Raw genomic sequence first — 23,091 nt, 5'->3', positions numbered from 1 at the left:
TACCACGAGCGTGTGATAGGCAGAGCGCCCCATGGCGGTCCATCAGTTGATTCCCAGCTTCGTGGCGGGTGATGCCTCCGGACAGGCCGCGCTGCATCTGCAGCTGCTCCTGCGCCGCATGGGCCACTTCGGCGAGCTCTTCGCCGGCGAGGTCGGCTCCGGCCTCGAGTCCCTGGCCCACCCCGTCTCCGCGCTGCGGCCGGCCCCGGAGGACCTGGTCCTCTACCACCACGGCATCGCCTCGGCCCTGAGCAGCCACCTGATGCACCTGCCCTGCCGCCGGGGGCTCGTCTTCCACAACATCAGCCCCGCGCGCTTCTACACGGGCACGCCGCTGGCCGAGGCGCTCACCTCTGGCCGGGCCCAGCTCGCCGCCATGGCGCCCTTCGTCGAATTGGCCATCGGCGTCTCGGACTTCAACTCGGCCGAGCTGCGCGCCGCCGGCTACCGCAACGTCCACACCGTCCCTCTCTTCATCGAGCCGGAGCGCTTCGCCCAGACCTACGCCGACCCCGCCCTGAGCAAGCGCCTCGAAGGCGGCGCTCCCACGGTGCTGAGCGTGAGCCGGGTGGCTGCACACAAGCGCTTCGAGGACCTCCTCGCCCTCCACGCGGAGCTCGTGCGGATCCGCCCGGAGGCCCGACTGCTGCTGGTGGGCGGCTACGACGCCGGGAGCCGCTACTTCAAGTCCCTGCAGCGCACCGCCAAGGGCCTGCCGGGAGTGCACTTCCTGGGACGGCTCAACCACGCCGAGCTGGTGGCGGCCTATCGCTCCGCCCACGTCTTCGTCTCCATGAGCGAGCACGAGGGCTTCGGCGTCCCACTCATCGAGGCCATGGCCGCCGAGGTGCCCGTGCTCGCCTTCGGAGCCGCCGCCGTCCCGGAGACGCTCGGAGGCGCGGGCATCGCCTTCAATCAGAAGCACTTCTCCTTCCTCGCCGAGCTGGTCATCGAGGCGAGCGAGAACGCGAAGCTGCGCGCCCGGATCCTCAAGGGGCAGACCCGGCGCCTCGCCCACTTCTCCGCGGAGAACGCCCAGCGCGCCCTGGCCACCGCGCTCGGAGAGACAGCCTCGTCCGCTCCCAAACCGCGCCGGACCACGCGCAAGCCCAAGCGCCCACGCGTGGCCATCGTGGTGCAGCGCTACGGACAGGTGACAGGCGGTGCCGAGCGCCACGCGCAGCAGCTCGCCGAGCACCTCTCGCCGCACTTCGAGCTCACCGTGCTCACCACCTGCGCCAAGAACCACCTGTCCTGGGAGAACGTCTTCCCTCCAGGTCCGGATCGGGAGGACGGGCTGCCCGTGCTGCGCTTCCCGGTGAGGCGCACGCGCAACATCCGCCCCTTCAACGCCCTGTCGAACACGGTGTTCAACCGCCGTCTCGAGCGGCTGCGCGAGGAGCACTGGGTCGCCGAGCAGGGCCCGCTGTCCCCCGGCCTGCTCACGCACCTCGAGACGTCCCGCGACGCCTACGACGGCTTCATCTTCTTCACCTACCTCTACGCGCCCACCGTGTGGGGTCTGCCCATGGTGGCCAACCGGGCGCTGCTCGTCCCCACCGCGCATGACGAGCCCCCCATCCGCTTCGGCGTGTACGCGGACGTCTTCGAGCGTCCCCGCGCGCTCATGTGCAACACCCCCGAAGAGGTCTCCCTCATCGAGCGCTACTACCCGAACCACGCTCGCGCCCGAGTGGTAGGCGTGGGAGTGGACCGGCCCTCCGCGACGCCCCGGCGCTTCCGCCAGAAGCACGGCGTCCACCGTCCCTACCTGCTCTACGTCGGCCGTCTGGAGCCGGGAAAGGGCATCCCCGAGCTGCTCTCGCACCACCGCGCGCTGAGGCAGCGGTTCGCGGACGCGCCAGACCTGGTCCTCGCGGGCGAGGCCCACATGGACCTGTCCGGAGAGGGCGTACGCTACGTGGGGCGCATCGACGAGCAGGACAAGCACGACGCGCTGGCCGGGGCGCTCGCCGTGGTGGTGCCCTCGCGCTTCGAGAGCCTCTCGCTGCTCACGCTCGAGGCCTTCGCCCAGTCCACCCCAGTGCTCGTCAATGGACACTCGGACGTGCTGGTGGGCCAGGTCGAGCGTAGCGGGGCGGGCCGGGCGTACAAGGATCTGGACTCGTTCATCACCGGCCTGCGCGAGGTGGGCAACGAGCGCGGCCCGATGGGCAAGAAGGGTCTTGCCTACGCGAAGCGGTACTCGTGGACGAAGGTAGTGGCTGCCTACCAGCAGGAGATGGATCGCATTCTCGAGGAGAAGCGCCGATGAAGCTGTTGGGACGAGACATCCCCGCGCGCGAGCTGTTCGCCCGCATCGAGGAGCGCCTGCGCCTGCGAGGCCTCCCGACATCCGAGGCCACCGAGGTCCCTCCAGAGGGCGTCGAGCCCCGGGTGGACCCGCTGTCCTTCAATCTCCAGGCTCTCGAGGAGCACAGCGACCCGACCCGGCCGATGCCCCTGCACACGCACCGGGGAGGCGTGGGCCAGCTCGTCGTGGTGGCCAAGTGGGCCTTCCGCAAGACGTGCCAGGTGCTCATCAACGAGACCCTGAGCCGCCAGCGCGTCTTCAACGGGCACGTCCGGGACTCCTACGCCCAGCTCTCGGCCGAGGTCATCCGCCTGCGCCGCGAGGTAGAGGAGCTCAAGGCCGCGAAGGCGCCCACCACTCCGCCCGGCGAGCCCCCCGTGGTGCCCGTGCGTCCCCGCCGCCCCCGGGCGAAGTAGGCCCCGCCCGAGGGGCGGGCAGGAGGCCGAGGGCCGCCTCCCGTGAACACCGGCCGCTCCACTTCCTTGAAGCGCCCCGCGCCTCACGATAGACCCGCTCCCGAGGCCCTCCATGACCGCGCCGTCGAAGCAGCCTCGGCTGCTCATCTTCGTCATCGCCTACTACGCCGAGTCCACCCTGCGCTGGGTGCTGGAGCGCATCCCCGCATCGGTCTTCCAGACATACGACTGCGAGGTGCTCGTCGTCGACGACGCCTCCGAGGACCGCACGTTCGAGATCGGCCGCGAGTACCAGGAGAACCATCCGGACATCCGGATGACCGTCCTGCGCAACGAGCACAACCAGGGCTACGGCGGCAACCAGAAGGTGGGCTACGCCTACGCCATCTCCGAGGGCTTCGACTTCGTCGCCATGGTGCACGGCGACGGGCAGTACGCCCCCGAGGAGCTGCCGCGCCTGATGGAGCCCCTGCGCTCCAGCCAGGCGGACGCCGTCTTCGGCAGCCGGATGATGAGCCGCTTCGGCGCGCTCAAGGGCGGCATGCCGCTCTACAAGTACGTGGGGAACAAGATCCTCACCACCGTCCAGAACGCCCTGCTGGGCACCCGCCTGTCCGAGTTCCACAGCGGCTACCGCATCTACTCGGTGGCGGCGCTGCGCCGCATCCCCTTCCAGCTCAACTCCAACGACTTCCACTTCGACACCGAGATCATCCTCCAGCTGCTGAACTCGGGGGCGCGCATCCAGGAGCTGTCCATCCCCACCTACTACGGAGACGAGATCTCCCGGGTGAACGGGATGAAGTACGCCAAGGACGTGATGCTGGCCACGGTGCGCAACGTCCTCCACCGCGCCGGCGTGCTCTACCAGCGCCGCTACGACGCCATCAGCGACGACAACCGGCACTATGATCTCAAGCTCGGCTACGCGAGCAGCCACTCGTGGGCCCTGGACGCGGTGCCCAGCGGCGCCCGGGTGCTGGACATCGGCGCCGGCCCGGGAGGCATGGCGCGCGAGCTCGTCAACAAGGGCTGCACCACCGCCGTGGTGGACCAGCACCCGCCCGCCGAGCCCGACCCGCGCATCCAGGTCCACGTCCAGAACCTGGACGAGCCCCTGCGCTTCAGCGTCAAGGACTACGATCACCTGCTCCTGCTGGACGTCATCGAGCACCTCAAGGATCCCGAGCGCTTCCTCGCGGAGCTGCGCCAGCAGTTCGACTACACGCCGCGCAAGCTGGTGCTGACCACGCCCAACGTGGCCTTCATCGTCCAGCGCCTCATGCTGCTGGGCGGCCAGTTCAACTACGGCAAGGCCGGCATCCTGGACCGGACGCACACCCGCCTGTTCACCTTCCGCAGCCTGCGCCACCTGCTGCGCGACAACGGCTTCCGCATCAAGGAGGTCCGCGGCGTGCCGGCGCCCTTCCCGAAGGTGCTCGGCAACGGCGTGCTCGGCAAGGCGGCCCTCGGGGCGAACCTGGCCCTCATCCGCCTGAGCAAGTCGCTCTTCTCGTACCAGATCTACGTCGAGGCGGAGACGACGCCCGACGTGAGCTTCGTCCTCAAGGACTCGAAGGAGAAGAGCGCCATGCGGGCCCAGCAGCTGCGCAAGACGCCTCCGGATGGGAAGGGCCCCGCCTCCCCCGAGAAGCCCTCCCAGAGGCCACCGCGCCGCACGGCTTGAGCCCGAAGGCTCACCTGGCTGGAGCGGACGCCTCCACGGGCCGGCTCGCCGCCGCCGCCGCGACGCAGAGCGCGCCCACCACGAAGTAGTAGTAGTTGGCGAAGGCCTGCTTGTTGAGCGCGAAGAAGACGCAATAGACGAGCGCGACCGCCGCCGCGAAGCCCGCGGGCGTCCGGGGCGCGCGCCAGAGTGCCAGCGCGAGGGCCACTCCCGTCCCGGCAAAGGCGATCCACACCGGCGGCTGCGGGCGCCCCTGCGCCACCCACCAGGACAGGTAGCTCAGCGAGTCCCTCCGGAAGGGCTGGTGGAACTGGAGCTCCACCACGCTCCAGATGAACGCCTTGGGGTTGATGATCATCAGCGGCAGGCTCACCGCCAGCGCTGTGGCCCCCGCTCGCCACAGCAGCCCCCAGAGCTGGCGCCCTCGCAGGGGCGTGAGCAGCGGGATCAACGGCAGCATGAAGACCGTGTACTGCTTCACCGCCACCATCAGGCCCAGCACGTAGGGCAGCGCGCGGGGGTACCGGCACGCGCAGAACACGGCGGCGGCCAGGAGGCCGACGAGCAGGGGCTCCGTCCAGGACATCTCGAGGATGAAGAGCCCGCGAGGAGTCAGCAGCAGGAGCGCCGCCGCCCCCACCGCCAGCCTCCCGCCCCGAGCGTAGGCCATGAGCCCCGCCGCCAGGGTAATCAACACCAGCTGGGCGTACCGGGGGTCCCCTCCGAGCACCTTCCCCAGCACGGAGAGCATCAGGCTCAGCGGCGGGTACGGGAAGCCGAACATCAGCTGTCCGCCCTGCACCACGCCCTCGCCATAGAAGTAGCCGTGCCCGTAGATGTTGGGGAACGTCATGGCGTAGGGGTTGCTGCCGTTCAGGAGCGCATCCGGCCCCTGCACCTGGAAGACGAAGACGTCGATGAAGGGCGCCGGCGAGGTCTTCAGCATCCAGACGCCCAGCGCGAAGTGCGCCACCAGCAGCAGCGGAACGAGCCAGGGCCTCAGGCGGTCCGAGCTGGCCAGCAAGGCGCCCGCCGCCAGCGCCTGCGCGGCCAGCCCCCAGTAGAGCGGGGCATAGGGCCACGGGCCCTCGAGATGCAGATGCCGGCCCGGGTGCGTCAGGCACAACTCCTTGAGCTGCAGCAACAGGGCCCCCGCCAGCATCAGCGTCAGCCCCACCTCCACCAGCGAGTGCCACCGCCCCAGGCGCGAGCCCACCACGGCCGCCGCGCACAACGCGAGGGTCATCCCCAGCCCCTGGAGGGCATCCTCCCGCAGCGTCCCGTCGGTGAGCTGCAGCGTCAGTCCCAGCACGGTGGCCGCTGCCAGACAGCAGGCGGCTAGGAACCAGCCATCGCTGGGGACCGTCCTCGCCTCGGCCAGGGCGGGAGCGGGGTTGGAGGATTCAGTAGGCACGGCGCGCCTTTGTAGCACCCTCGCCCGCCCTGCTGGCCTCCTGGCGACGAAAGCCAGCGAAATCGTTCCCATCGCCCCGCCGCGCGGTGAAGGCCGATGCCTGCTTGCATTCCAGGCGGTGGCCCGCGAAATAGGCACTTTTCAGGGGCCGTCACCCCTGGTTGCCCCTTACACCTCCCGTGATATGCGCGCTTCGACTGCCACCCCGACCGACTCCAGCCCCACCCTGACCCTGGGCCTGCCCGGGTTCTCCTTCGAGGACCTCTACCGTCCTCGCGGGCTGCGCCGGCTGGCGGAGCGCTTCGACGCCTGGCTGACCGAGCACGAGCCCGAGCTCTTCCAGGCCTTCGACACATACCGCAAGTCCGGAGGCACCAACCTCTCCGGCCCCGCCCAGTCGGACCTGCTCATTCGCGTCTCCCGCCACGTCTCCCGCTTCATCGCCCGCCTCTTCAACATCGAGGGCGACCAGCAGACCCTGGCGCAGCGCCTCACGGGCGAGCTGCCGCTGTTCGACTACAAGCGCGACTTCATCACCCGCCGCGTCTTCAAGAAGGGCGCGGCGGACCGGCCCACGCTGGCCGAGTTCCCCTCGCTCGATGCCCGGATGCGCCTGCTGCTGCAGCTCGGCTTCCCCGAGGCCCCGATGAAGGAGGACCCCGAGCGCGGGCTGGCCACCTCCATCCTCACCCTGATGGACCTCGAGCGCCTCTTCTCCGGCTCGCTGCCCGCCGACCAGCAGTCGCGCGCCGAGGGCCTGCGCTCCCGCTGGGCCACCCTGCGAGAGGCCCTCGTGGCCACCCCGGAGGGCCGCGAGGCCTTCGGCTCCAGCCTCGTCACCAAGGGAGATGACGCCGCCGAGCTGCAGGGCGTGCGCGCCCTCCTCTCGCTGGCGGACCGCTGGACGTTCGCTCGCGCGCTCCACCCGGAGCAGCAGCACCTGTTCCACACCTGGCCCACGCACCGGCTGCCCAAGCCGCTGGTGTTCGATCAGCTCGTCCAGCTCCACCGCCCGGACGCGAACCTGCCGGAGATCGCCGAGGGCTCCGAGCACCACCTGCGCCACCGCGACGGCTTCAAGCTCACCGACCGCCGCGGCACCCCGCGCGACGTGATGAACGAGGTGGACTACTGCGTCATCTGCCACGAGCGCGAGAAGGACTCCTGCTCCAAGGGCTTCAAGGCGAAGGACCCGGTCGCCGAGGGCCACTCCTTCAAGAAGAACCCGCTGGGCATCCCCCTCATCGGCTGCCCGCTGGATGAGCGCATCTCCGAGGCCCACGCCCTCAAGCGCGAGGGCAACTCGGTGGCGGCGCTCGCCATGGTGGTGCTGGACAACCCCATGTGCCCCGGCACCGGCCACCGCATCTGCAACGACTGCATGAAGGCCTGCATCTTCCAGAAGCAGGAGCCGGTGAACATCCCCCTGGCGGAGACGGCCACCCTCACGGACGTGCTGGACCTGCCCTGGGGCTTCGAGATCTACGGCCTGCTCACGCGCTGGAACCCCCTCAACGTCCGCCAGCCGTACGCGCTGCCGTACCGAGGCCGCAACGTGCTCATCGTCGGCATGGGCCCGGCCGGGTACACGCTGGCGCACTACCTGCTCAACGAGGGCTTCGGCGTCACTGGCGTGGACGGCCTGAAGATCGAGCCCTTCGAGGACGAGCTGGTCGGCCGCAACGGCAAGCCGCTCCAGCCCATCCACGACTGGAAGCGCATCACCCGCGAGCTGGACGAGCGCGTGCTCGAGGGCTTCGGCGGCGTGTCCGAGTACGGCATCACCGTTCGCTGGGACAAGAACTTCCTCACGCTCATCCACCTGACGCTGGCGCGCCGGGAGAACCTGCGCATCTACGGCGGCGTGCGCTTCGGTGGCACCCTCACCATCGACGACGCGTGGAAGCTGGGCTTCGATCACATCGCCATCGCCGCGGGAGCCGGCCGCCCCACCATCATCGGGATGAAGAACAACCTCATCCGGGGCATCCGCAAGGCGAGCGACTTCCTGATGGCGCTGCAGCTCACGGGTGCCTTCAAGCGGGACTCGCTGGCCAACCTCCAGGTGCAGCTGCCAGCCATCGTCATCGGCGGCGGCCTCACCGGCATCGACACGGCCACGGAGCTGATGGCCTACTACCCGGTGCAGGTGGAGCGGATGATCGAGCGCCACGAGCGCCTGGCGGCCGAGATCGGCGAGGAGGCCATCCTCGCGAGGCTGGACGCGGAGGAGAAGGCCACCTACCAGACGTTCCTGGAGCACGGGCGGGCGGTTCGCGCCGAGCGCGAGAAGGCCCAGGCGGAGGGCCGCGCCCCGGACTTCATCAAGCTGGTGCGCAGCTGGGGCGGCGTGAGCCTGGTGTACCGCCGCAGCCTCACCGAGTCGCCCGCCTACCGCCTCAACCACGAGGAGGTGGTGAAGGCGCTCGAGGAGGGCATCCGCTTCATCGAGCGCATGAGCCCGACGGAGGCCCTGCCGGACGCCTCGGGCGCGGTGCGCGGCATCCGCTTCGAGCGCATGGTGACGAAGGACGGCAAGCTCAAGGGCAGCGGTGAGTTCTTCGAGCTGCCCGCGCGCACCGTCTGCGTGGCGGCGGGCACCTCGCCCAACGTCACCTACGAGAAGGAGTACCCTGGCACCTTCCGGCTCGACGCCAACAAGGAGTACTTCCAGGGCTTCGATCTGGCGGAGGAAGGCGAGGGCTTCAAGCTCCAGCCGGTGGAGCCCGCCAGCGAGGATCTGCTGGCCCGGGTGGGCTTCTTCACCTCGTACGAGAAGGACGGGCGCTTCATCTCCTTCTACGGAGACAACCACCCCACCTACGCGGGCAACGTGGTGAAGGCCATGGCCAGCGCCAAGGACGGGTACCCCCAGGTGTCCCGCCTCTTCGCCCGCGAGCTGAAGGCCACGGACTTCTCGGACGAGCTGGCCCAGCGCAAGCGGGACGAGCAGCTGGCGGCCCACTTCGGGAAGATGGACGAGGCGTTCAGCTCCACGGTGGTGGCCGTCAACCGGCTCACGCCCACCATCGTCGAGGTGGTGGTGAAGTCGCCCTTCGCTGCGAGCCACTTCGAGCCCGGCCAGTTCTACCGCCTGCAGAACTTCGAGCGCCTGGCCCCCGTGGTGGACGGCACGCGGCTGACGATGGAGGGCCTGGCCCTCACCGGCGCGTGGGTGGACAAGGAGAAGGGGCTGATGGGCACCATCGTGCTGGAGATGGGCTCCTCCTCTCGCCTGTGCGCCGCGCTCAAGCCGGGCGAGCCCGTGGTGCTCATGGGCCCCACCGGCACGCCCACGGAGATCGGCCACAACGAGACGGTGGTGCTCGTGGGTGGCGGCCTGGGCAACGCGGTGCTCTTCTCCATCGCCCGCTCGCTCAAGGCGGCCGGCTGCCGCGTCCTCTACTTCGCCGGCTACCGGACCAGGCTGGACAGCTTCAAGCAGGACGAGATCGAGGCCGGCACGGACCAGATCGTCTGGTCCGTGGACGGCGGAGAGCTCATCCAGCCCCGGCGCCCGCAGGACTCCGCCTTCCGAGGCAACGTCGTCCAGGCGATGGTGGCCTACGCGCAGGGCACGCTGGGGCCCAAGCCGTTCATCTCCTTCGGCGAGGTGGACCGCATCATCGCCATCGGCTCGGACCGGATGATGCGCGCGGTGCAGGAGGCCCGCCACGGCGTGCTGCAGCCCTTCCTCAAGCCCGAGCACGAGGCCATCGGCTCCATCAACTCGCCGATGCAGTGCATGATGAAGGAGATCTGCGCCCAGTGCCTCCAGAAGCACGTGGACCCGCGCACGGGCAAGGAGACGTGGGTCTTCTCCTGCTTCAACCAGGACCAGAAGCTGGACCAGGTGGACTTCGTGAACCTGAACCAGCGCCTGCGCGGCAACACCGTGCTGGAGAAGGTCTCCGACGTCTTCCTGGCGAACCTGCTCCAGAAGGCGCCGACCCTCAAGCGCGTCTAGCCTTCACCGAGGTGAGGTGTCCCTTGCGGCGCCTCACCTCTTGCTGAAGGTGTTGAGCATGTCCTGGTAGTTCTTCGTGAGGTCCTCCTCACGGGTGAGGACCATGTCCACGTTGGCGTCCCCGTACGTGCGCCGCGCCTCGGTGAGCTTCTGGAGGTCCTCGATGCGCTCGCGCATGGCGGCCAGCTGCGGCGCCAGCTCCTCGCGCTGCTCCGGCGTCAGCTTCGCCTGCATCTCCTCCAGCTTCGTCAGCTCCTCGTCGAACTTCAGCGACTGGGTCAGCTGACGCTGGCCGATGACGGCCGTCACCACCTCGGCGATGCCGTTGACGTCCTCCTCGGTGAGCCCGGCCTCCTTGCGCGCCGCCTCCTCCGCCTTCGCCTTGCCCTCGATGAGCTTCATGGTGGCGTTGACTTCCGCCATCGCGTCCCCTCGCCCGGCGTCCGGCTTCACCTTGGCCATGGCCACGTCCTTCAGCAGGCTCTCGTAGGCCTCCAGCAGCTTGCGCTGGTAGCCCACATAGGCGTTCAGCTTCGGCTTCGTCACCGTGTACGCGTGGGGGCCGAACTCGGCGCCGCCGGCTCCGTCCTCCGGCGCCTGCTCGCCCTCGTGCGGGGCGGACGAGGGCCGGGCCACCTCGGCCGCCCGGGGTGCTGGCTCCGCCTTCTCCTTCTTGCAACCTGAGAAGCCCAGCACCACACACAGCACCCACAGCGACCGACGCATGCCCACTCCTGACGGGGACGGAATCGAGCGCACAGTATATTCTCCCGCCTCGCGGGACAGGGTTCAGCGCCTCCTCGACAACCTACCGGGGGGGATCCCCGCCACTGAACAATCCCCGCATTACCTTTGACCAACCCGGCCACGGTCGTGTACGAACCGCGGTTCGATTTGTCGCGCAGCGGTGGAGGGACTTTGAGGATTTTCCTGGTAAGGCACGGCGATGCGGACGCGGAGATCCCCGAGGGTCTTGGCGACGAGGCGCGCGCGCTGACCGCGAAGGCCCGCGCGAACACCGCCCAGCACTTCACCTCGCTGTCGGAGCGCATGGGGCCCATCTCGCTCATCCTGACGAGCCCCCTGGTCCGCACCGTCCAGACGGCGCAGATCCTCTCCTTCGCCACCAGGCACGAGGGGCTGCTGCGCGTCCACCGCTGCCTGCTGCCGGACATGCCCGTGGGCGCCGTGGAGCCCGTCATCGCCGAGCACGCGGACCAGAACCTCGTGCTCGTGGGGCACCAGCCCTCCATGGGAGCGCTGGCCGCCCACCTGCTGGGCATGCAGTCGTTCCCCAAGCCGGTGAACCCCGGCACCGTCATCGCCCTGGAGCGTGGCGAGGGCGACGCGCCCCAGATGAAGTTCCTGTTCTACGCGCCTCCCGGCCAGCAGGTGATCGACGTCATCCAGTGAGCGGGTGCCGCCGATGATGGACGAAGCCCGCTACAACCAGCTCGTCGCCGCGGTCTTCAAGCGCATGCTCGCCGCCGCGGACGCCATCGATCCGGACATCCTCGAGGCGGAGAGCACCGGCGACATGCTCACCCTCACCTCCCGCTCGCGGGAGAAGTGCATCGTCAACACCCAGCGCGCCGTGCGGCAGATCTGGGTGGCCGGCAAGAGCCAGGGCATCCACTTCACCTACGACGACGCCACCGGCACCTGGCGCGACGACAAGGGCAAGGGCCTGGAGCTCTTCGCCTTCGTCGCGGACGTGGTGCGGGACATCAGCGGCGCGGACCTCGCCTACACGGCCTGAGCCCCGGCTCAGTCCTCCGGCGGCGGCTCCTCGTCCTCCGGCATCTCCCGCTCGATGTACTCCACGCGGTCCCCTCCGGCGTTCTGGGCCTTGCGCAGCGCCTCGCTGGCGTCCTTCATCAGGTTGCCGAAGCTCACCTGCGTCTGGCCGCGCACGGGCGAGGGCTCGAAGACGGACAGCCCCATGGACACCGACATGTTGGGCAGGCGGGACAGGCTCTTCACCCGCTGCCGCAGCCGCTCGGCCACCACCAGCGCGCCCACCTTGGGCGTGTGCGGCAGGAAGGCCACGAACTTGCCCTCGGTGGTGGGGACGATGACGTCGATGTCCCGCACGCCCCCGGAGATGAGCCCCAGCGTCTCCGCCAGCAGCGTGGTGCGCTGAGAGGACCCCAACTGCGCCGTGCGCTCGTTCAGGCGGTCCAGCTCCAGCAGCAGCAGGGCGATGGGGTAACGGTAGCGCCGGCTGCGCTTCACCTCCATGAGCAGCAGCCGCTTGAGGAAGTCGAAGTCCGCGGAGCCCGGGCCCTCCAGCCCGAGCTTGCGGGCCGCCAGGTCATCGGACTCGGCCGACGGCGGAGGCGCGGGAGGCGTGGCAGGCGCGGCGGAGCGGGCGGCGGCACGAGCCTCGGCCACCTGGAGCATCAGCCCCACGCACGTCACCACCGTGGTGCGCTTGAGGGGGCCCACCAGGCACGCATCCGCCCCGGCGGCGGTGGCGCGCTCCTCGGGGTTCTCCTCCTCCGGCATGTAGAGCAGGAGCACCGGGAGCTCGGGAGACTCCTCCTTCACCTCCCGGCACAGCGCCTCGCCATCCAGCGAGGGGGAGAGCGAGGCCAGCAGCAGCTCGGGAGGACTCGTACGGACCTCCCGGAGCGCCTCGCTGGCGGTACTGACGACGATGACCGCGTAGCCCGCGCTCTCGAGGAACTTGCGCAGGGCCGTGGCGACGGGGATGGCGGGCTCGGCGATGAGGGCGGAGCGCATGGCGCCCCATTAAACCCCCAAATCAGACCGACATGACTTCCTTTTCCTTGGCCGCGACGATCTTGTCCACCTCGGCCACCCCGTTGTCGGTCTCCTTCTGCACCTTCTCCTGGAGCCGCTTGTTGTCGTCCTCGGTGATCTTCTTGTCCTTCAGCTGCGTCTTCAGGAGCTCGTTGGCGTCGCGGCGGATGTTGCGGATGGCGACCTTGTGCTCCTCGCCCTTGGACTTCACCTGCTTGGCGATCTCCTTGCGGCGCTCCTCGGTCAGCGGCGGGAACGGCAGGCGGATCATCTCGCCGTCGTTCATGGGGTTGAGCCCCAGGTTCGCCTCGCGGATGGCCTTGTCGATCTCCTTCAGCACGCTCTTGTCCCACGGCTTGATGGTGATGAGCCGGGGCTCGGGGGACTGCACGCTGGCCACGCCGTTGAGCGGCGTGGGGGTGCCGTAGAAGTCCACGCGGATGCCGTCCAGCAGGCTGGTGCTGGCACGGCCCGTGCGCACCTTGGACAGGTCCTTCTTGAGGTCATCGAGCGTCTTGTCGATACGGCTCTTCAACTGCGTGACGACTTCCTCGTTCGCCATTGTGTGCTCCTAGGAAGGAGAAGCTCAGGCCCAGGCCGTCTCGGCCGCGCCCACCACTGTACCGATATCCCCGTTGCCCAGCACGGCCCGACCGATGTTGCCGCGCGTCGTCAGGTCAAAGACGATGATGGGCAGCTTGTTGTCCATGCACAGCGAGATGGCCGTCGAGTCCATCACGTTCAGGTTCTGCTTGAGCACGTCCATGTACGTGAGGGAGCGGTAGCGCCGCGCGGTGGCGTCCTTCTTCGGGTCCGCGTTGTAGACGCCGTCCACCTTGGTCGCCTTGAGAATCACCTCGGCGTTGATCTCCATGGCGCGCAAGCTGGCGGCGGTGTCGGTGGTGAAGTAGGGGTTGCCGGTGCCGGCGGCGAAGATGACCACGCGCCCCTTCTCCAGGTGGCGCACGGCGCGGCGGCGGATGTAGGGCTCGGCGATCTGCTCCATCTTGATGGCCGACAGCACCCGGGTGAAGACGCCCTGCTTCTCCAGCGCGTCCTGCATGGCCATGGAGTTGATGCAGGTGGCGAGCATGCCCATGTAGTCAGCGCTCGCGCGGTCCATGCCCTCGGTGGCGCCAGCCACGCCGCGGAAGATGTTGCCTCCGCCGATGACGACGGCCAGCTCGATGCCGGCCTGCACCAGCTCCTTCACCTCGCTGGCGATGCGGGTGAGCGTGGGCGGGTGGATGCCGTACTTGCCATCGCCCATCAGGGCCTCGCCCGAGAGCTTGAGGAGGATGCGCTTGTATCGAAGGGAGCGGGTCGGGTCGGACATGCGGTTCCGCTCCATATCCCCCACCCCGCCCCCGATCAACGTTGGAGTCGGCGGACCGGGGAAGAACCGTCGCTGGTGAACCTCCCGGCCGGGACTCCGGGCAGGCCCCGGAAAACGCGAAGGGCCGCGGGCCCAGGTCCTCTTCGGACCGGAGCGCGCGGCCCCACGTCAGCCCAGCGGGCCGACGACGTGCCCTTTAGGCCTTGCCGGTGCCCAGCGTCTTGGCGACCTCGGCGGCCAGGTCATCCTTCTTCTTCTCGATGCCCTCGCCCACCACGTAGCGCGTGAAGCGACGGATGGAGACCTTCTCGCCGATCTTCGCGGCGCGCTCGGTCACCATCTCACCGACCTTCTTCTTGTCGTCCTTCACCCAGACCTGGTCCACCAGGCAGACCGTCTCGTAGAACTTCTCGATCTTGCCCACGAGGATCTTGTCCCACATGGCCTCGGGCTTCTTCTGCTCCTGGAGCTGGGCGCGCTGGATCTCCTTCTCCTTCTCCAGCACGTCGGCGGGGATCTCCTCGCGGCGCACGTACTGCGGGCTGGCCGCGGCGACGTGCATGGCGATGTCCTTGGCCAGGGCCTGGAAGTCCTCGTTGCGAGCCACGAAGTCCGTCTCGCAGTTGACCTCCACCATCACGCCGATGCGGCTGCTGTGGACGTAGGTGGCGATGATGCCCTCGGCCGCGACGCGGCCCTCCTTGCTGCCGGCCTTGGCGATGCCCTTCTTGCGCAGCCACTCCTCGGCCTTGACGAAGTCTCCGCCGCTCTCGGCGAGCGCCTTCTTGCAGTCCATCATGCCCGCGCCGGTCTTCTCGCGGAGGTCCTTCACCATCGTGGCGCTGATCTCAGCCATGTTCTTCTCCAGGCCCCGCCTGCCCGGCGCCATGCGCCGTCCGGGGCGTTGAGGTTCAAGTACTTCGGTTGGGGAAATGGAAAGGCCGGGCGGTGAGGAGGCCCCACCACCCGGCCGACTTCAGTACGGGTGCTGGACAGCGGGCCTACTCGGCCTGCGCCTCTTCGCCACCCTCGCCGCCCTCGGCCGCCTCGCCACCCTCGGAGGCCGCGGCCGGCGCGCCCTTCATCTCCACGAGGGGGCCACGGCGCTCGCCGCCACGGTCACCGCCACGGCGGTCGCCGCGGTCACCCCGGTCGCCACGGCGCGGGCCACGGCGGTCGTCACGGTCCCGGCGGTCGTCACGGCCCTCACGCTCCTCCTGCTCGTCGCGCTCGGCGGCGCCCGAGGCGCGGTAGCGCGCGGCACCCTCGAGGCACGCGTCGGCGATCTTCGAGGTGAAGAGCTTGATGGAGCGGATGGCGTCGTCGTTGCCCGGGATGACGAAGTCGATGCCGTCCGGGTCGCAGTTGGTGTCCACCACGCCGATCACGGGGATGCCCAGGCGGGTGGCCTCGTGGATGGCGATGTGCTCCTTCTTCGGGTCGATCACGAAGACGCAGCGGGGCAGCTTGGACATCTCCTTCACGCCGCCCAGGTTCTTCTCCAGCTTCTCGCGCTCACGCTCGAGCTGGGCGACCTCCTTCTTCGGCAGACGCTCGAAGGTGCCGTCCTCGGCCATCTTCTCCAGCGCCTTCAGCCGGTCGATGCCCTGCTTGATGGTCTTGAAGTTGGTCAGGGTGCCACCGAGCCAGCGGCTGGTGACGAAGAACTGACCGGCGCGAGCGGCCTCCTCGCGGATGACGTCCTGGGCCTGCTTCTTGGTGCCCACGAAGAGCACGTGGCCGCCGCGCGAGGTGATGTCCGCCACGAAGCGGAAGGCCGCGCGGGCCATGACCACGGTCTTCTGCAGGTCGATGATGTAGATGCCGTTACGAGCGCCGAAGATGTAGGGCTTCATCTTCGGGTTCCAGCGCTTGGTCTGGTGGCCGAAGTGAACGCCGGCCTCCAGCAGCTGCTTCATCGTGATGCCGCTCGCGGCGGCCATCGCCTGCGCCTGATTCTCCTGCTGCGTGTCCATCGACATGTGGTTCTTCTCCGGTTGTTCCGCCACGCTCGATGGAAGCTCCGGCCGTTTGCCCCTCGTGGAGAGGAGCACCGGGTGCCGGACACGAGCGTGTGAGTAGTGGTTTGCTGCGTCCTACCGCCCAGGGTGGAGCCCAGGGCGGGCGGGTTCCTAACAAAACCCCTCGGGAGTCCGCAAGCTTTCACCGCTTCAGGCTTGCCTACATCTCCACACCGGGCTCGCCCGCCCGTCCAGCAGGCGGCCGTGCGCTGGCCAGGTTCCATGAGCGCAGCAGGCAGGAGCCCTGAAAAGGCACCGGCGCGGCCCTCGCTCCGTGGGGAGGAGAGACCGCGCCGGTCGATGCAGCCGGATGGGCGGACTGTCTAGACGTTCGCCTCGGCGGCGCCGTGGCACTTCTTGTACTTGCGGCCGCTGCCGCAGGGGCACGGATCGTTGCGGCCCACGCGCGGCCCGTCCGCCTTGGCCGGAGCCCGAGGCGCGGCCGTGGCCTCCTCGATCTTGCCCTCCTCGTTCGCCCGGCCCTCCATCGCCTGCTTCTGGCGCTGGGCCATCTGCTTCTGGATGCGGGCCGTCTCCTCGGCGGTGTTGCGCGCCTGCACCCGCATCATCTGGCTGACGAACTGCGTCTTGATGGCTCCCAGCATCTGGATGAAGCCGTTGTAGCCTTCCTTCTTGTACTCCTGCTTCGGGTCCTTCTGGCCGTAGCCGCGCAGGCCGATGCCCTGCCGCAGGTGGTCCATCGCCAGCAGGTGGTCCTTCCACAGCTGATCGATGGTCGCCAGGTACCGGTACTGCAGGAAGCGCAGGAACTCCTCGCCGAACTCCTGATCGCGCTGGAGGATGACCTTCTCGGCGGCCTTGTAGATGTCCTCCTCCACCGACTCGCGGTCGCCCTTGCCCTCGAAGCTCATCTCCAGGTTGAAGACGTCCTTCACGTTGCGCTGGAGCGCCTCGAGATCCCACGTGCCCGGGTTCTTCGTCGGCAGGTAGGTGTCCGTCAGCGAGACGATGACGTCCTCGAGCGAGTCGAGCACCATCTCCTTGAAGTCCGCCCAGGAGATGGTCCGCTCGGTGCGGATCTTCGCCTTGGTCTTCTTGTCCTCGTCGTACTCCACCAGCGGCAGGCCGGCACCCGCGGCGAGCACCTGGCGGCGCAGCTTGTAGATGGTGCGCCGCTGCTGGTTCATCACGTCGTCGTACTCGAGGAGGTTCTTGCGGATGTCGAAGTTGTGGCCCTCGACGCGCTTCTGGGCCCCCTCGATGGCGCGGCTGAGCCACTTGTGCTCGATGACCTCGCCCTCCTCCATGCCCATGCGCTCCATCAGGGCCTGGATGCGCTCGGTGCCGAAGATGCGCATCAGGTCATCCTCGAGCGACAGGAAGAAGCGGCTGCCACCGGGGTCTCCCTGGCGGCCGGCGCGGCCACGCAGCTGGTTGTCGATGCGCCGCGACTCGTGGCGCTCGGTGCCCAGGATGAAGAGGCCGCCGATGTTCATCACCTCGGTGCGCTCGGCCTTCGTCTGCTCGGAGAACTTCGCCAGCGTCTCGTCGTACTTCTTCTTCCAGTCGGCCAGCTGCTGCTCGTAGGCCGCCTTGGCCTCCGCGGCCTGCTCCGGCGTCTGGCCCTCCACGGGCTCGGGGGGCTCGGGCTCGGCGCCCATGGCCGCCTTGGTCATCACCTCCGCGTTGCCGCCCAGGAGGATGTCCGTGCCGCGGCCGGCCATGTTCGTGGAGATGGTGACGGCGCCCTTGCGGCCCGCCTGCGCGATGATGTCCGCCTCGCGCTGGTGCTGCTTGGCGTTGAGCACGTTGTGCGGCACGCCGTGCTTCTTGAGGAAGCTGGCCACCACCTCGCTCTTGGCGATGGACACGGTGCCCACCAGCACCGGCTGCCCCTTCTGGTGCAGCTCCTCGATCTGCTTGGCCACCGCCTCGAACTTCTCGCGCTCCGTCTTGTAGACCACGTCCTCCTGATCCTTGCGGACCATGGGGCGGTTGGTCGGGATGACGCGCACGTCCAGGTTGTAGATCTTCGCGAACTCCTCGGCCTCGGTGTCCGCGGTGCCCGTCATGCCCGACAGCTTCGAGTACATGCGGAAGTAGTTCTGGAACGAGATGGTGGCCAGCGTCTGGTTCTCGTTCTCGATCTTCACGCCCTCCTTGGCCTCGACGGCCTGGTGCAGGCCGTCCGACCAGCGGCGGCCGGGCATGAGGCGACCGGTGAACTCGTCGACGATCATCACCTCGCCGTCCTTCACCACGTAGTCCTTGTCGCGCTTGTAGAGCGTGTGCGCGCGCAGGGCCTGCTCGACGTGGTGGAGCGTCTCGATCTCGCTGGGATCGTACAGGTTGGCCACGCCCAGCCGCTTCTGCAGCTTCTCGATGCCCTCGTCCGTCAGCGACACCGAGCGCGCCTTCTCGTCCAGGGTGTAGTCCTGGTCCGGCACCATGCCCGGAATCACCTGGTCGACGCGGTAGTACTTGTCGGTGCTGTCCTCGGTGGGGCCCGAGATGATGAGCGGGGTGCGCGCCTCGTCGATGAGGATGGAGTCCACCTCGTCCACGATGGCGTAGTTGAGCTCGCGCTGGACGTAGTCCTGCAGGCGGAACTTCATGTTGTCGCGCAGGTAGTCGAAGCCGAACTCGTTGTTCTGCCCGTAGGTGATGTCCGCGCGGTACGCCTCCTGGCGCTGCTTGTCGTTGAGCTCGTGGAGGATGCAGCCCGTCGTCATGCCCAGGAAGCGGTAGACGCGGCCCATCCACTCGGCGTCGCGGCGGGCCAGGTAGTCGTTCACCGTCACCACGTGCACGCCGCGCCCGGACAGCGCGTTGAGGTAGGTGGGCAACGTGGCCGTCAGCGTCTTGCCCTCGCCGGTGCGCATCTCGGCGATGTTCCCCTCGTGCAGGAACATGCCGCCGATCAGCTGCACGTCGTAGTGACGCTGGCCGATCACCCGGCGGGCGGCCTCGCGCGTGAGCGCGAAGGCCTCGAACAGCACGTCGTCCAGCGACTTGCCGTTGGCGACTTCCTGCTTCAACCGGGCCGTGGCGGCGGCGAAGTCCTCGTCCTTCAGCTCCCGCATCCGGCTCTCGAGCTCGTTGACGCGGATCACCTTCTGGCGGGCCTTCTTGAGCTCGCGCTCATTCTTGGTCCCGATGAGCTTCTTTAAAGTCCATTCGATCATTCGTTCGGCTCTCTCGCGGGCCGGAGAATCCCCGAAGGGCGGCGGCGAGTGAAGGGAAATCCCAGGAGATGTAAGAGGGAGTCTCGGGAAAACCACGCGCGCACCCGAGGCATTCCTCTTGCCTGTCTGCCCTACGCGCGGTCAGGACAGAGTAAAGCGGAACAGAGACCACGCAATGCCACGACGCCGAAATCCCCAGAACCGTCGCCCCGCCCACCCTTCCGCGCAGCGCTCGCCGCGTGCCCATGGCCGGCCCGCGGAGAAGCCTGCTCCCGCCTCGCCCGCCCTTCGCATCCCACCCCGGGTGCGGATGCCCCCCATGCCCCCACAGACTCTGGAAGCCCGGCCCGGGCGCTGGCTCTGGACATGCCGCGCCGGCTTCGAGCCCCACCTCTATGAGGAGCTGGCCTGGGCCTCGGCGGAGCCGCGACTGCTGGGCGAGGCGCTGGTGGAGAGCGAGGGGAAGCAGGGGCTCGCTCCCGCCTTCGCCCGGCAGGGGAGCCGCGTGGTGGCGTGCTTCCAGGACGAGGCGCCCGAGTCGCTCGCCGCCGCGGTGGCCCAGGCGGTGGGCGCCCTGCCGCATTCGTCGCCGCTGGTGCTCCAGGCGTTCACGCCGGACACCCCCAAGGGCAACGCGCTCGCGGCCCAGGCCGAGGCGCTTCGCGAGGCCGTACGCGGACTCCTTCCGAGCGGCCGTCTCCTCGAGGATGCGGATCGCGCCCGGGAGGAGGGAGCCCGGCTCGTCTCGCTGTGCGTGGCCCCGGGCGTCACCGTGGTGGGCGCGGTGCACGCGCGCGATGCCCTCTCCCTGGCACCCGGCGGCCGGCGGAGGATGCGGCGCGAGGGCGAGTCTCCCTCCCGAGCGGCCATGAAGCTGGAGGAGGCGCTCGATGGCCTGCCCTTCGAGCCGGGCCGGGGCGACGTCTGCGTGGACCTCGGAGCGGCTCCCGGCGGCTGGACGCAGCGGCTGGTGGCGCGCGGCGCGCGGGTGATTGCCGTGGATCCCGCGAAGCTCATGCCCGAGCTGGCCTCGAACCCTCGCGTGCGGCACGTGCAGGAGAGCGCCTTCGCCTTCGCCCCGGAGGAGCCCGCGGACTGGCTCTTCTGCGACATGGCCTGGCGCCCGCTCGAGGTGGCGCAGCTGCTGGCCAAGTGGGGGCGGCGCGGCTGGGCCTCGCACCTGGTGGCCAACATCAAGCTGCCCATGAAGGACAAGAACCCCATCCTCCTGCGCGTGCGCCACACGCTCACCGAGGACGGCGGCTGGAAGGGGCTGACCGTGCGCCAGCTCTACCATGACCGCGACGAGGTGACGGTGACGGCGCACCGCCGCTGAGCAGAACCTGCGCGCGCACGGGCTCCGCGCTACAAGAGCGGCGATGCCCTACCCCATCGACGACACCACCGCCACCGCCCTCATCGCCCTGCACCCCTGGGCCGTTGCCCGCAGCGCCCAGCCCGTCCAGCTCGCCGTGGAGACCCTGCTCGAGGCCGAGCGCGCTCGCCGGGGCCAGCCAGACAAGCTGGGGGCGCTCCAGGCGCTCGCTCTCACCCAGGGCCACCTCCTCAAGGAGGAGTTCGATCTGTCCACCCACGCCCACCACGACGGCTGGAAGGTGGGCGCCGTCATCGCGGACGTGCAGGGCATGATTGGCGTCAACGCGCGCTTCGGCTTCGGCGTGGGAGACGCGGTGCTCAAGGCCACCGTGGACTCGCTCGCCGCGCAGTACCCGGGCGCGAAGGTGGTGCGCATCCACCCGGATGCCTTCGCCGCGCTGCTCACGCCCACCTCCCAGCTCACCGTCCAGCCCCAGCAGAAGGAGGCCACGCGCGCGCGGCTCGCCGAGGATGTGGCCCGGGTGCTCCCCGCGGACACCGCCGCGCAGGACGTGCCCCGGCACACGGTGACGCTGCTGGAGCTCACCGTGGACCAACCTTCTCACTGGCAGGTGCTGGGGCCGCTGCTGTGGGCCGAGCTGGAGCGGGCCCACGCCATGGAGCGACTGGAGCGGACGACGGACGTCATCCAGCGGAGGCGCGTGCGCCTCGACGGCTTCGTCCCCGGGCCGGCTACTCCTCGAGGATGAACTTCCGCGGGTTCTGCGGGATGCCGTTCACGCGGACTTCGTAGTGCAGGTGCGGACCGGTGGAGCGGCCGGTGTTGCCCACCGCCGCGATCAGCGCGCCGCGCTTCACGCGGTCTCCCGCCTTCACCATGATGCGGGACAGGTGCCCGTAGCGCGTCTTGATGCCGTAGCCGTGGTCGATGACGATCACGTTGCCGTAGCCGCCCTCGAGGCCCGAGAACACCACCGTGCCGTCCGACGGCGCGTACACTTCCTTGCCGTGCGGCGCCGCGATGTCCAGGCCCTGGTGCATCACCCGGTCCGCCGTGTACGGATCCAGCCGCGAGCCGAAGTCGCTCGTCACCCAGCCGCGCGCCGGCCAGATGGACGGCGTGGAGGCCAGCAGCGACTTCTGATCCTGGAAGTACGCCTGCAGCTCCTGGAGGCTCTGCTCCTGCCGCGTCGCCTCGGCCGACAGCTTGTCCAGCCGACCCATCAGCGCCGTGGGCGTCTCGGTGGTGGTCAGCTGGGTGAACTGGGTGTCCGAGGTGGGCGCCGTGGCGCCGGGCTCCGTGGGGCCCATCGCCAGGTTGCGCTGCGGATCAGACAGCAGGGTGACGGCACGCAGCTTCTGGTCGAAGCGCTCCACCCGGTCCAGCGTGGTGCCGATGTGCTCGATGCGCTCGCGCACCGACTTCAGCTGGCTGCGCATCGTGAGGTTCTCTTCCCTCAGGATGCGGTTCTCCGCGGCATCCTTCGCCACGTGGAAGTAATGAACCGTGGCCCCCAGGGCCATACCACCCAGCAGCAACACTCCCACGCCCAGCTGCACGAGGAAGGACTTCTGGATGTGGTAGCGCTTGACCGGGGCGTTGTGGTCCGAGACCACAATGAGGGTGTAGGACTTTTTCGCCACGCAACAACTCCCCTAAGTGCTCACTCTGTGGGCTCTACGGCACGCAAAGCTAGGGCCTCCGCTCGCGCGCCACACCTGCCGCCCTCGCCCTTCCCCTTCGAGTCCGTCAGCCACCGGCATTTCGCCGGAACTGGAACAGTTTGCGCTGCTATCATCCGCATTTCCAGGGTGTCAAGGTGAACAGTACGCCCGCCCCACCTGGAAGGTTCTACCGGCCCGAGGCGATCCGTCAGGCCTGCATTTGTACAACGATGACGGTGATGTTGTCGTCGCCGCCCCGCTCGTTGGCCATGTCGATGAGGCGCTTGGGCACGTCCTGGAAGTTGGGCGTGTTGAGCACCAGCTCGTGGATCTCCCGATCCTCGAGCATGTTGGCCAGGCCGTCGGAACACAGGAGGAAGACGTCCTTGGGCTCGGTGATGACGCCCATCACGTCCACCTGGACTTCCTCTTCGAAGCCCACCGAGCGGGTGATGATGTTCTTGTAGCGGGAGTGCTTGGCCTCTTCGGGCGTGATCATCCCCGCCTTGATCTGCTCGTTGACCAGCGAGTGGTCCTCGCTGATCTGCTGGATGAGCTCGCCGCGGATCAGGTACGCGCGGCTGTCACCCACGTGGGCGAAGAAGGCCTGGTCGTCCTTCACCACGAGCGAGATGACGGTGGTGCCCATGCCGGACAGGCGTGGGTCCTCCTGCGCCGCGGTGTAGATGGCCAGACATGCCTTCTCCACGGCGCTGCGAAGCGCCTCGGGAATGAGGGCATCCTGGAGGTTGGGCGTGGAGACGAAGGGGTTGTCCCGGCTCTCCCGGGCGCGCCGCATCTCCTTGTCGATGGTCTCGACGGCGATGCGGGAGGCCGTGCCACCACCTGCGTGGCCTCCCATGCCGTCCGCCACGACGTAGAGCTGCAGCTCGTCGTCGATGAGGAAGCTGTCTTCGTTGTGATTGCGCTTCCGACCGACGTCGGTGAGACCCGCCGAGACGACCTTCATCTGAGGTGCCGCGCTCTGTCCTGCGGTTTTGGACACGGTGGCGATGCTATG

18 protein-coding genes are annotated in these 23,091 nt (G+C 68.7%); 8 read left to right on the top strand and 10 right to left on the bottom strand.

Going from position 1 to position 23,091, the window contains the following annotated elements; all coding sequences use genetic code 11:
- Nucleotides 1–31: 31 nt before the first annotated feature.
- The 3 genes from KY572_RS16795 (at nt 32) to KY572_RS16785 (ending at nt 4,417) form a co-directional block, all read left to right on the top strand.
- A complete protein-coding gene (locus tag KY572_RS16795; RefSeq protein ID WP_224243664.1) occupies nt 32–2,275 on the top strand; it encodes a glycosyltransferase family 4 protein in 2,244 nt (747 codons plus the stop codon).
- Nucleotides 2,272–2,730 carry a hypothetical protein gene (locus KY572_RS16790; protein ID WP_224243663.1) on the top strand — a complete coding sequence of 153 codons (459 nt, stop codon included), beginning with the start codon at nt 2,272–2,274 and terminating at the stop codon, nt 2,728–2,730. Before KY572_RS16795 ends, KY572_RS16790 begins: the two co-directional genes overlap by 4 nt.
- Before the next feature lie 112 nt (nt 2,731–2,842).
- A complete protein-coding gene (locus KY572_RS16785; protein WP_224243662.1) occupies nt 2,843–4,417 on the top strand; it encodes a bifunctional glycosyltransferase/class I SAM-dependent methyltransferase in 1,575 nt (524 codons plus the stop codon).
- A gap of 10 nt (nt 4,418–4,427) precedes the next feature.
- Here KY572_RS16785 and KY572_RS16780 read toward each other — a convergent pair whose 3' ends face one another.
- A complete protein-coding gene (locus KY572_RS16780; protein WP_224243661.1) occupies nt 4,428–5,831 on the bottom strand; it encodes a hypothetical protein in 1,404 nt (467 codons plus the stop codon).
- A 184-nt stretch (nt 5,832–6,015) separates the two neighbouring features.
- Here KY572_RS16780 and KY572_RS16775 point away from each other — a divergent pair, with 184 nt between their 5' ends.
- Nucleotides 6,016–9,798, top strand: a complete 3,783-nt coding sequence (locus KY572_RS16775) for an FAD-dependent oxidoreductase (RefSeq protein ID WP_224243654.1) — start codon at nt 6,016–6,018, stop codon at nt 9,796–9,798.
- 33 nt (nt 9,799–9,831) lie between these two features.
- Here the strand turns inward: KY572_RS16775 and KY572_RS16770 are convergent, their stop codons facing one another.
- On the bottom strand, nt 9,832–10,524 hold the full coding sequence (locus KY572_RS16770; RefSeq protein WP_224243653.1) for a hypothetical protein: 693 nt from the start codon (nt 10,522–10,524) through the stop codon (nt 9,832–9,834).
- A gap of 192 nt (nt 10,525–10,716) precedes the next feature.
- On the opposite strand from KY572_RS16770, the gene KY572_RS16765 reads away from it, so the two are divergent.
- On the top strand, nt 10,717–11,211 hold the full coding sequence (locus KY572_RS16765) for a SixA phosphatase family protein (protein WP_224243652.1): 495 nt from the start codon (nt 10,717–10,719) through the stop codon (nt 11,209–11,211).
- A gap of 13 nt (nt 11,212–11,224) precedes the next feature.
- Entirely contained in the window at nt 11,225–11,557 is a 333-nt protein-coding gene (gene cyaY, locus KY572_RS16760; protein WP_224243649.1) for an iron donor protein CyaY, read from the top strand.
- Between the two features lie 8 nt (nt 11,558–11,565).
- Here cyaY and KY572_RS16755 read toward each other — a convergent pair whose 3' ends face one another.
- The 6 genes from KY572_RS16755 to secA form a co-directional block, all read right to left on the bottom strand.
- Nucleotides 11,566–12,543 (bottom strand): diguanylate cyclase, encoded by a 978-nt coding sequence (locus tag KY572_RS16755; protein WP_224243648.1) that lies wholly within the window; start codon nt 12,541–12,543, stop codon nt 11,566–11,568.
- 22 nt (nt 12,544–12,565) lie between these two features.
- The gene (gene frr / locus KY572_RS16750) at nt 12,566–13,126 is read right to left on the bottom strand and encodes a ribosome recycling factor (protein WP_224243646.1); all 561 of its coding nucleotides are present in this window, start codon (nt 13,124–13,126) and stop codon (nt 12,566–12,568) included.
- A gap of 24 nt (nt 13,127–13,150) precedes the next feature.
- On the bottom strand, nt 13,151–13,900 hold the full coding sequence (gene pyrH, locus KY572_RS16745; protein ID WP_224243644.1) for a UMP kinase: 750 nt from the start codon (nt 13,898–13,900) through the stop codon (nt 13,151–13,153).
- 196 nt (nt 13,901–14,096) lie between these two features.
- Entirely contained in the window at nt 14,097–14,756 is a 660-nt protein-coding gene (gene tsf / locus KY572_RS16740) for a translation elongation factor Ts (RefSeq protein ID WP_224243642.1), read from the bottom strand.
- Nucleotides 14,757–14,901: 145 nt separating this feature from the next.
- Nucleotides 14,902–15,843: a 30S ribosomal protein S2 gene (rpsB, locus tag KY572_RS16735; protein WP_407659964.1), complete on the bottom strand. Its 942-nt coding sequence runs from the start codon at nt 15,841–15,843 to the stop codon at nt 14,902–14,904.
- Between the two features lie 401 nt (nt 15,844–16,244).
- The gene (gene secA / locus KY572_RS16730) at nt 16,245–19,067 is read right to left on the bottom strand and encodes a preprotein translocase subunit SecA (RefSeq protein ID WP_224243640.1); all 2,823 of its coding nucleotides are present in this window, start codon (nt 19,065–19,067) and stop codon (nt 16,245–16,247) included.
- Nucleotides 19,068–19,386: 319 nt separating this feature from the next.
- Between secA and rlmM the strand changes: the two genes are divergently transcribed.
- Entirely contained in the window at nt 19,387–20,403 is a 1,017-nt protein-coding gene (gene rlmM, locus KY572_RS16725) for a 23S rRNA (cytidine(2498)-2'-O)-methyltransferase RlmM (protein WP_224243638.1), read from the top strand.
- A gap of 43 nt (nt 20,404–20,446) precedes the next feature.
- On the top strand, nt 20,447–21,154 hold the full coding sequence (locus KY572_RS16720; RefSeq protein WP_224243637.1) for a nucleotidyl cyclase domain-containing protein: 708 nt from the start codon (nt 20,447–20,449) through the stop codon (nt 21,152–21,154).
- Here the strand turns inward: KY572_RS16720 and KY572_RS47805 are convergent.
- Nucleotides 21,138–22,049, bottom strand: a complete 912-nt coding sequence (locus tag KY572_RS47805; protein ID WP_224243636.1) for a M23 family metallopeptidase — start codon at nt 22,047–22,049, stop codon at nt 21,138–21,140. The two genes, KY572_RS16720 and KY572_RS47805, sit on opposite strands and share 17 nt — an antisense overlap.
- 229 nt (nt 22,050–22,278) lie before the next feature.
- Nucleotides 22,279–23,040, bottom strand: a complete 762-nt coding sequence (locus KY572_RS16710) for a Stp1/IreP family PP2C-type Ser/Thr phosphatase (protein ID WP_224243635.1) — start codon at nt 23,038–23,040, stop codon at nt 22,279–22,281.
- Nucleotides 23,041–23,091 lie beyond the last annotated feature (51 nt).

This window comes from Hyalangium gracile, from assembly GCF_020103725.1.
In the GTDB taxonomy this organism is placed as follows: Bacteria; Myxococcota; Myxococcia; order Myxococcales; family Myxococcaceae; genus Hyalangium; species Hyalangium gracile.
The sequence above is the reverse complement of the archived record's forward strand: the minus strand, read 5'-3'. Positions and strand labels throughout refer to the sequence as shown.

What these genes read in the sequence shown, in the direction of transcription:
- pyrH (WP_224243644.1), bottom strand. Translation starts at nt 13,900, where the DNA reads ATGTCCGACCCGACCCGCTCCCTTCGATACAAGCGCATCCTCCTCAAG.
- tsf (WP_224243642.1), bottom strand. Translation starts at nt 14,756, where the DNA reads ATGGCTGAGATCAGCGCCACGATGGTGAAGGACCTCCGCGAGAAGACC.
- cyaY (WP_224243649.1), top strand. Translation starts at nt 11,225, where the DNA reads ATGATGGACGAAGCCCGCTACAACCAGCTCGTCGCCGCGGTCTTCAAG.
- KY572_RS16710 (WP_224243635.1), bottom strand. Translation starts at nt 23,040, where the DNA reads ATGAAGGTCGTCTCGGCGGGTCTCACCGACGTCGGTCGGAAGCGCAAT.
- KY572_RS16775 (WP_224243654.1), top strand. Translation starts at nt 6,016, where the DNA reads ATGCGCGCTTCGACTGCCACCCCGACCGACTCCAGCCCCACCCTGACC.
- frr (WP_224243646.1), bottom strand. Translation starts at nt 13,126, where the DNA reads ATGGCGAACGAGGAAGTCGTCACGCAGTTGAAGAGCCGTATCGACAAG.
- KY572_RS16790 (WP_224243663.1), top strand. Translation starts at nt 2,272, where the DNA reads ATGAAGCTGTTGGGACGAGACATCCCCGCGCGCGAGCTGTTCGCCCGC.
- KY572_RS16755 (WP_224243648.1), bottom strand. Translation starts at nt 12,543, where the DNA reads ATGCGCTCCGCCCTCATCGCCGAGCCCGCCATCCCCGTCGCCACGGCC.
- KY572_RS16770 (WP_224243653.1), bottom strand. Translation starts at nt 10,524, where the DNA reads ATGCGTCGGTCGCTGTGGGTGCTGTGTGTGGTGCTGGGCTTCTCAGGT.
- KY572_RS16785 (WP_224243662.1), top strand. Translation starts at nt 2,843, where the DNA reads ATGACCGCGCCGTCGAAGCAGCCTCGGCTGCTCATCTTCGTCATCGCC.
- rlmM (WP_224243638.1), top strand. Translation starts at nt 19,387, where the DNA reads ATGCCCCCACAGACTCTGGAAGCCCGGCCCGGGCGCTGGCTCTGGACA.
- rpsB (WP_407659964.1), bottom strand. Translation starts at nt 15,843, where the DNA reads ATGGCCGCCGCGAGCGGCATCACGATGAAGCAGCTGCTGGAGGCCGGC.
- secA (WP_224243640.1), bottom strand. Translation starts at nt 19,067, where the DNA reads ATGATCGAATGGACTTTAAAGAAGCTCATCGGGACCAAGAATGAGCGC.
- KY572_RS16720 (WP_224243637.1), top strand. Translation starts at nt 20,447, where the DNA reads ATGCCCTACCCCATCGACGACACCACCGCCACCGCCCTCATCGCCCTG.
- KY572_RS16795 (WP_224243664.1), top strand. Translation starts at nt 32, where the DNA reads ATGGCGGTCCATCAGTTGATTCCCAGCTTCGTGGCGGGTGATGCCTCC.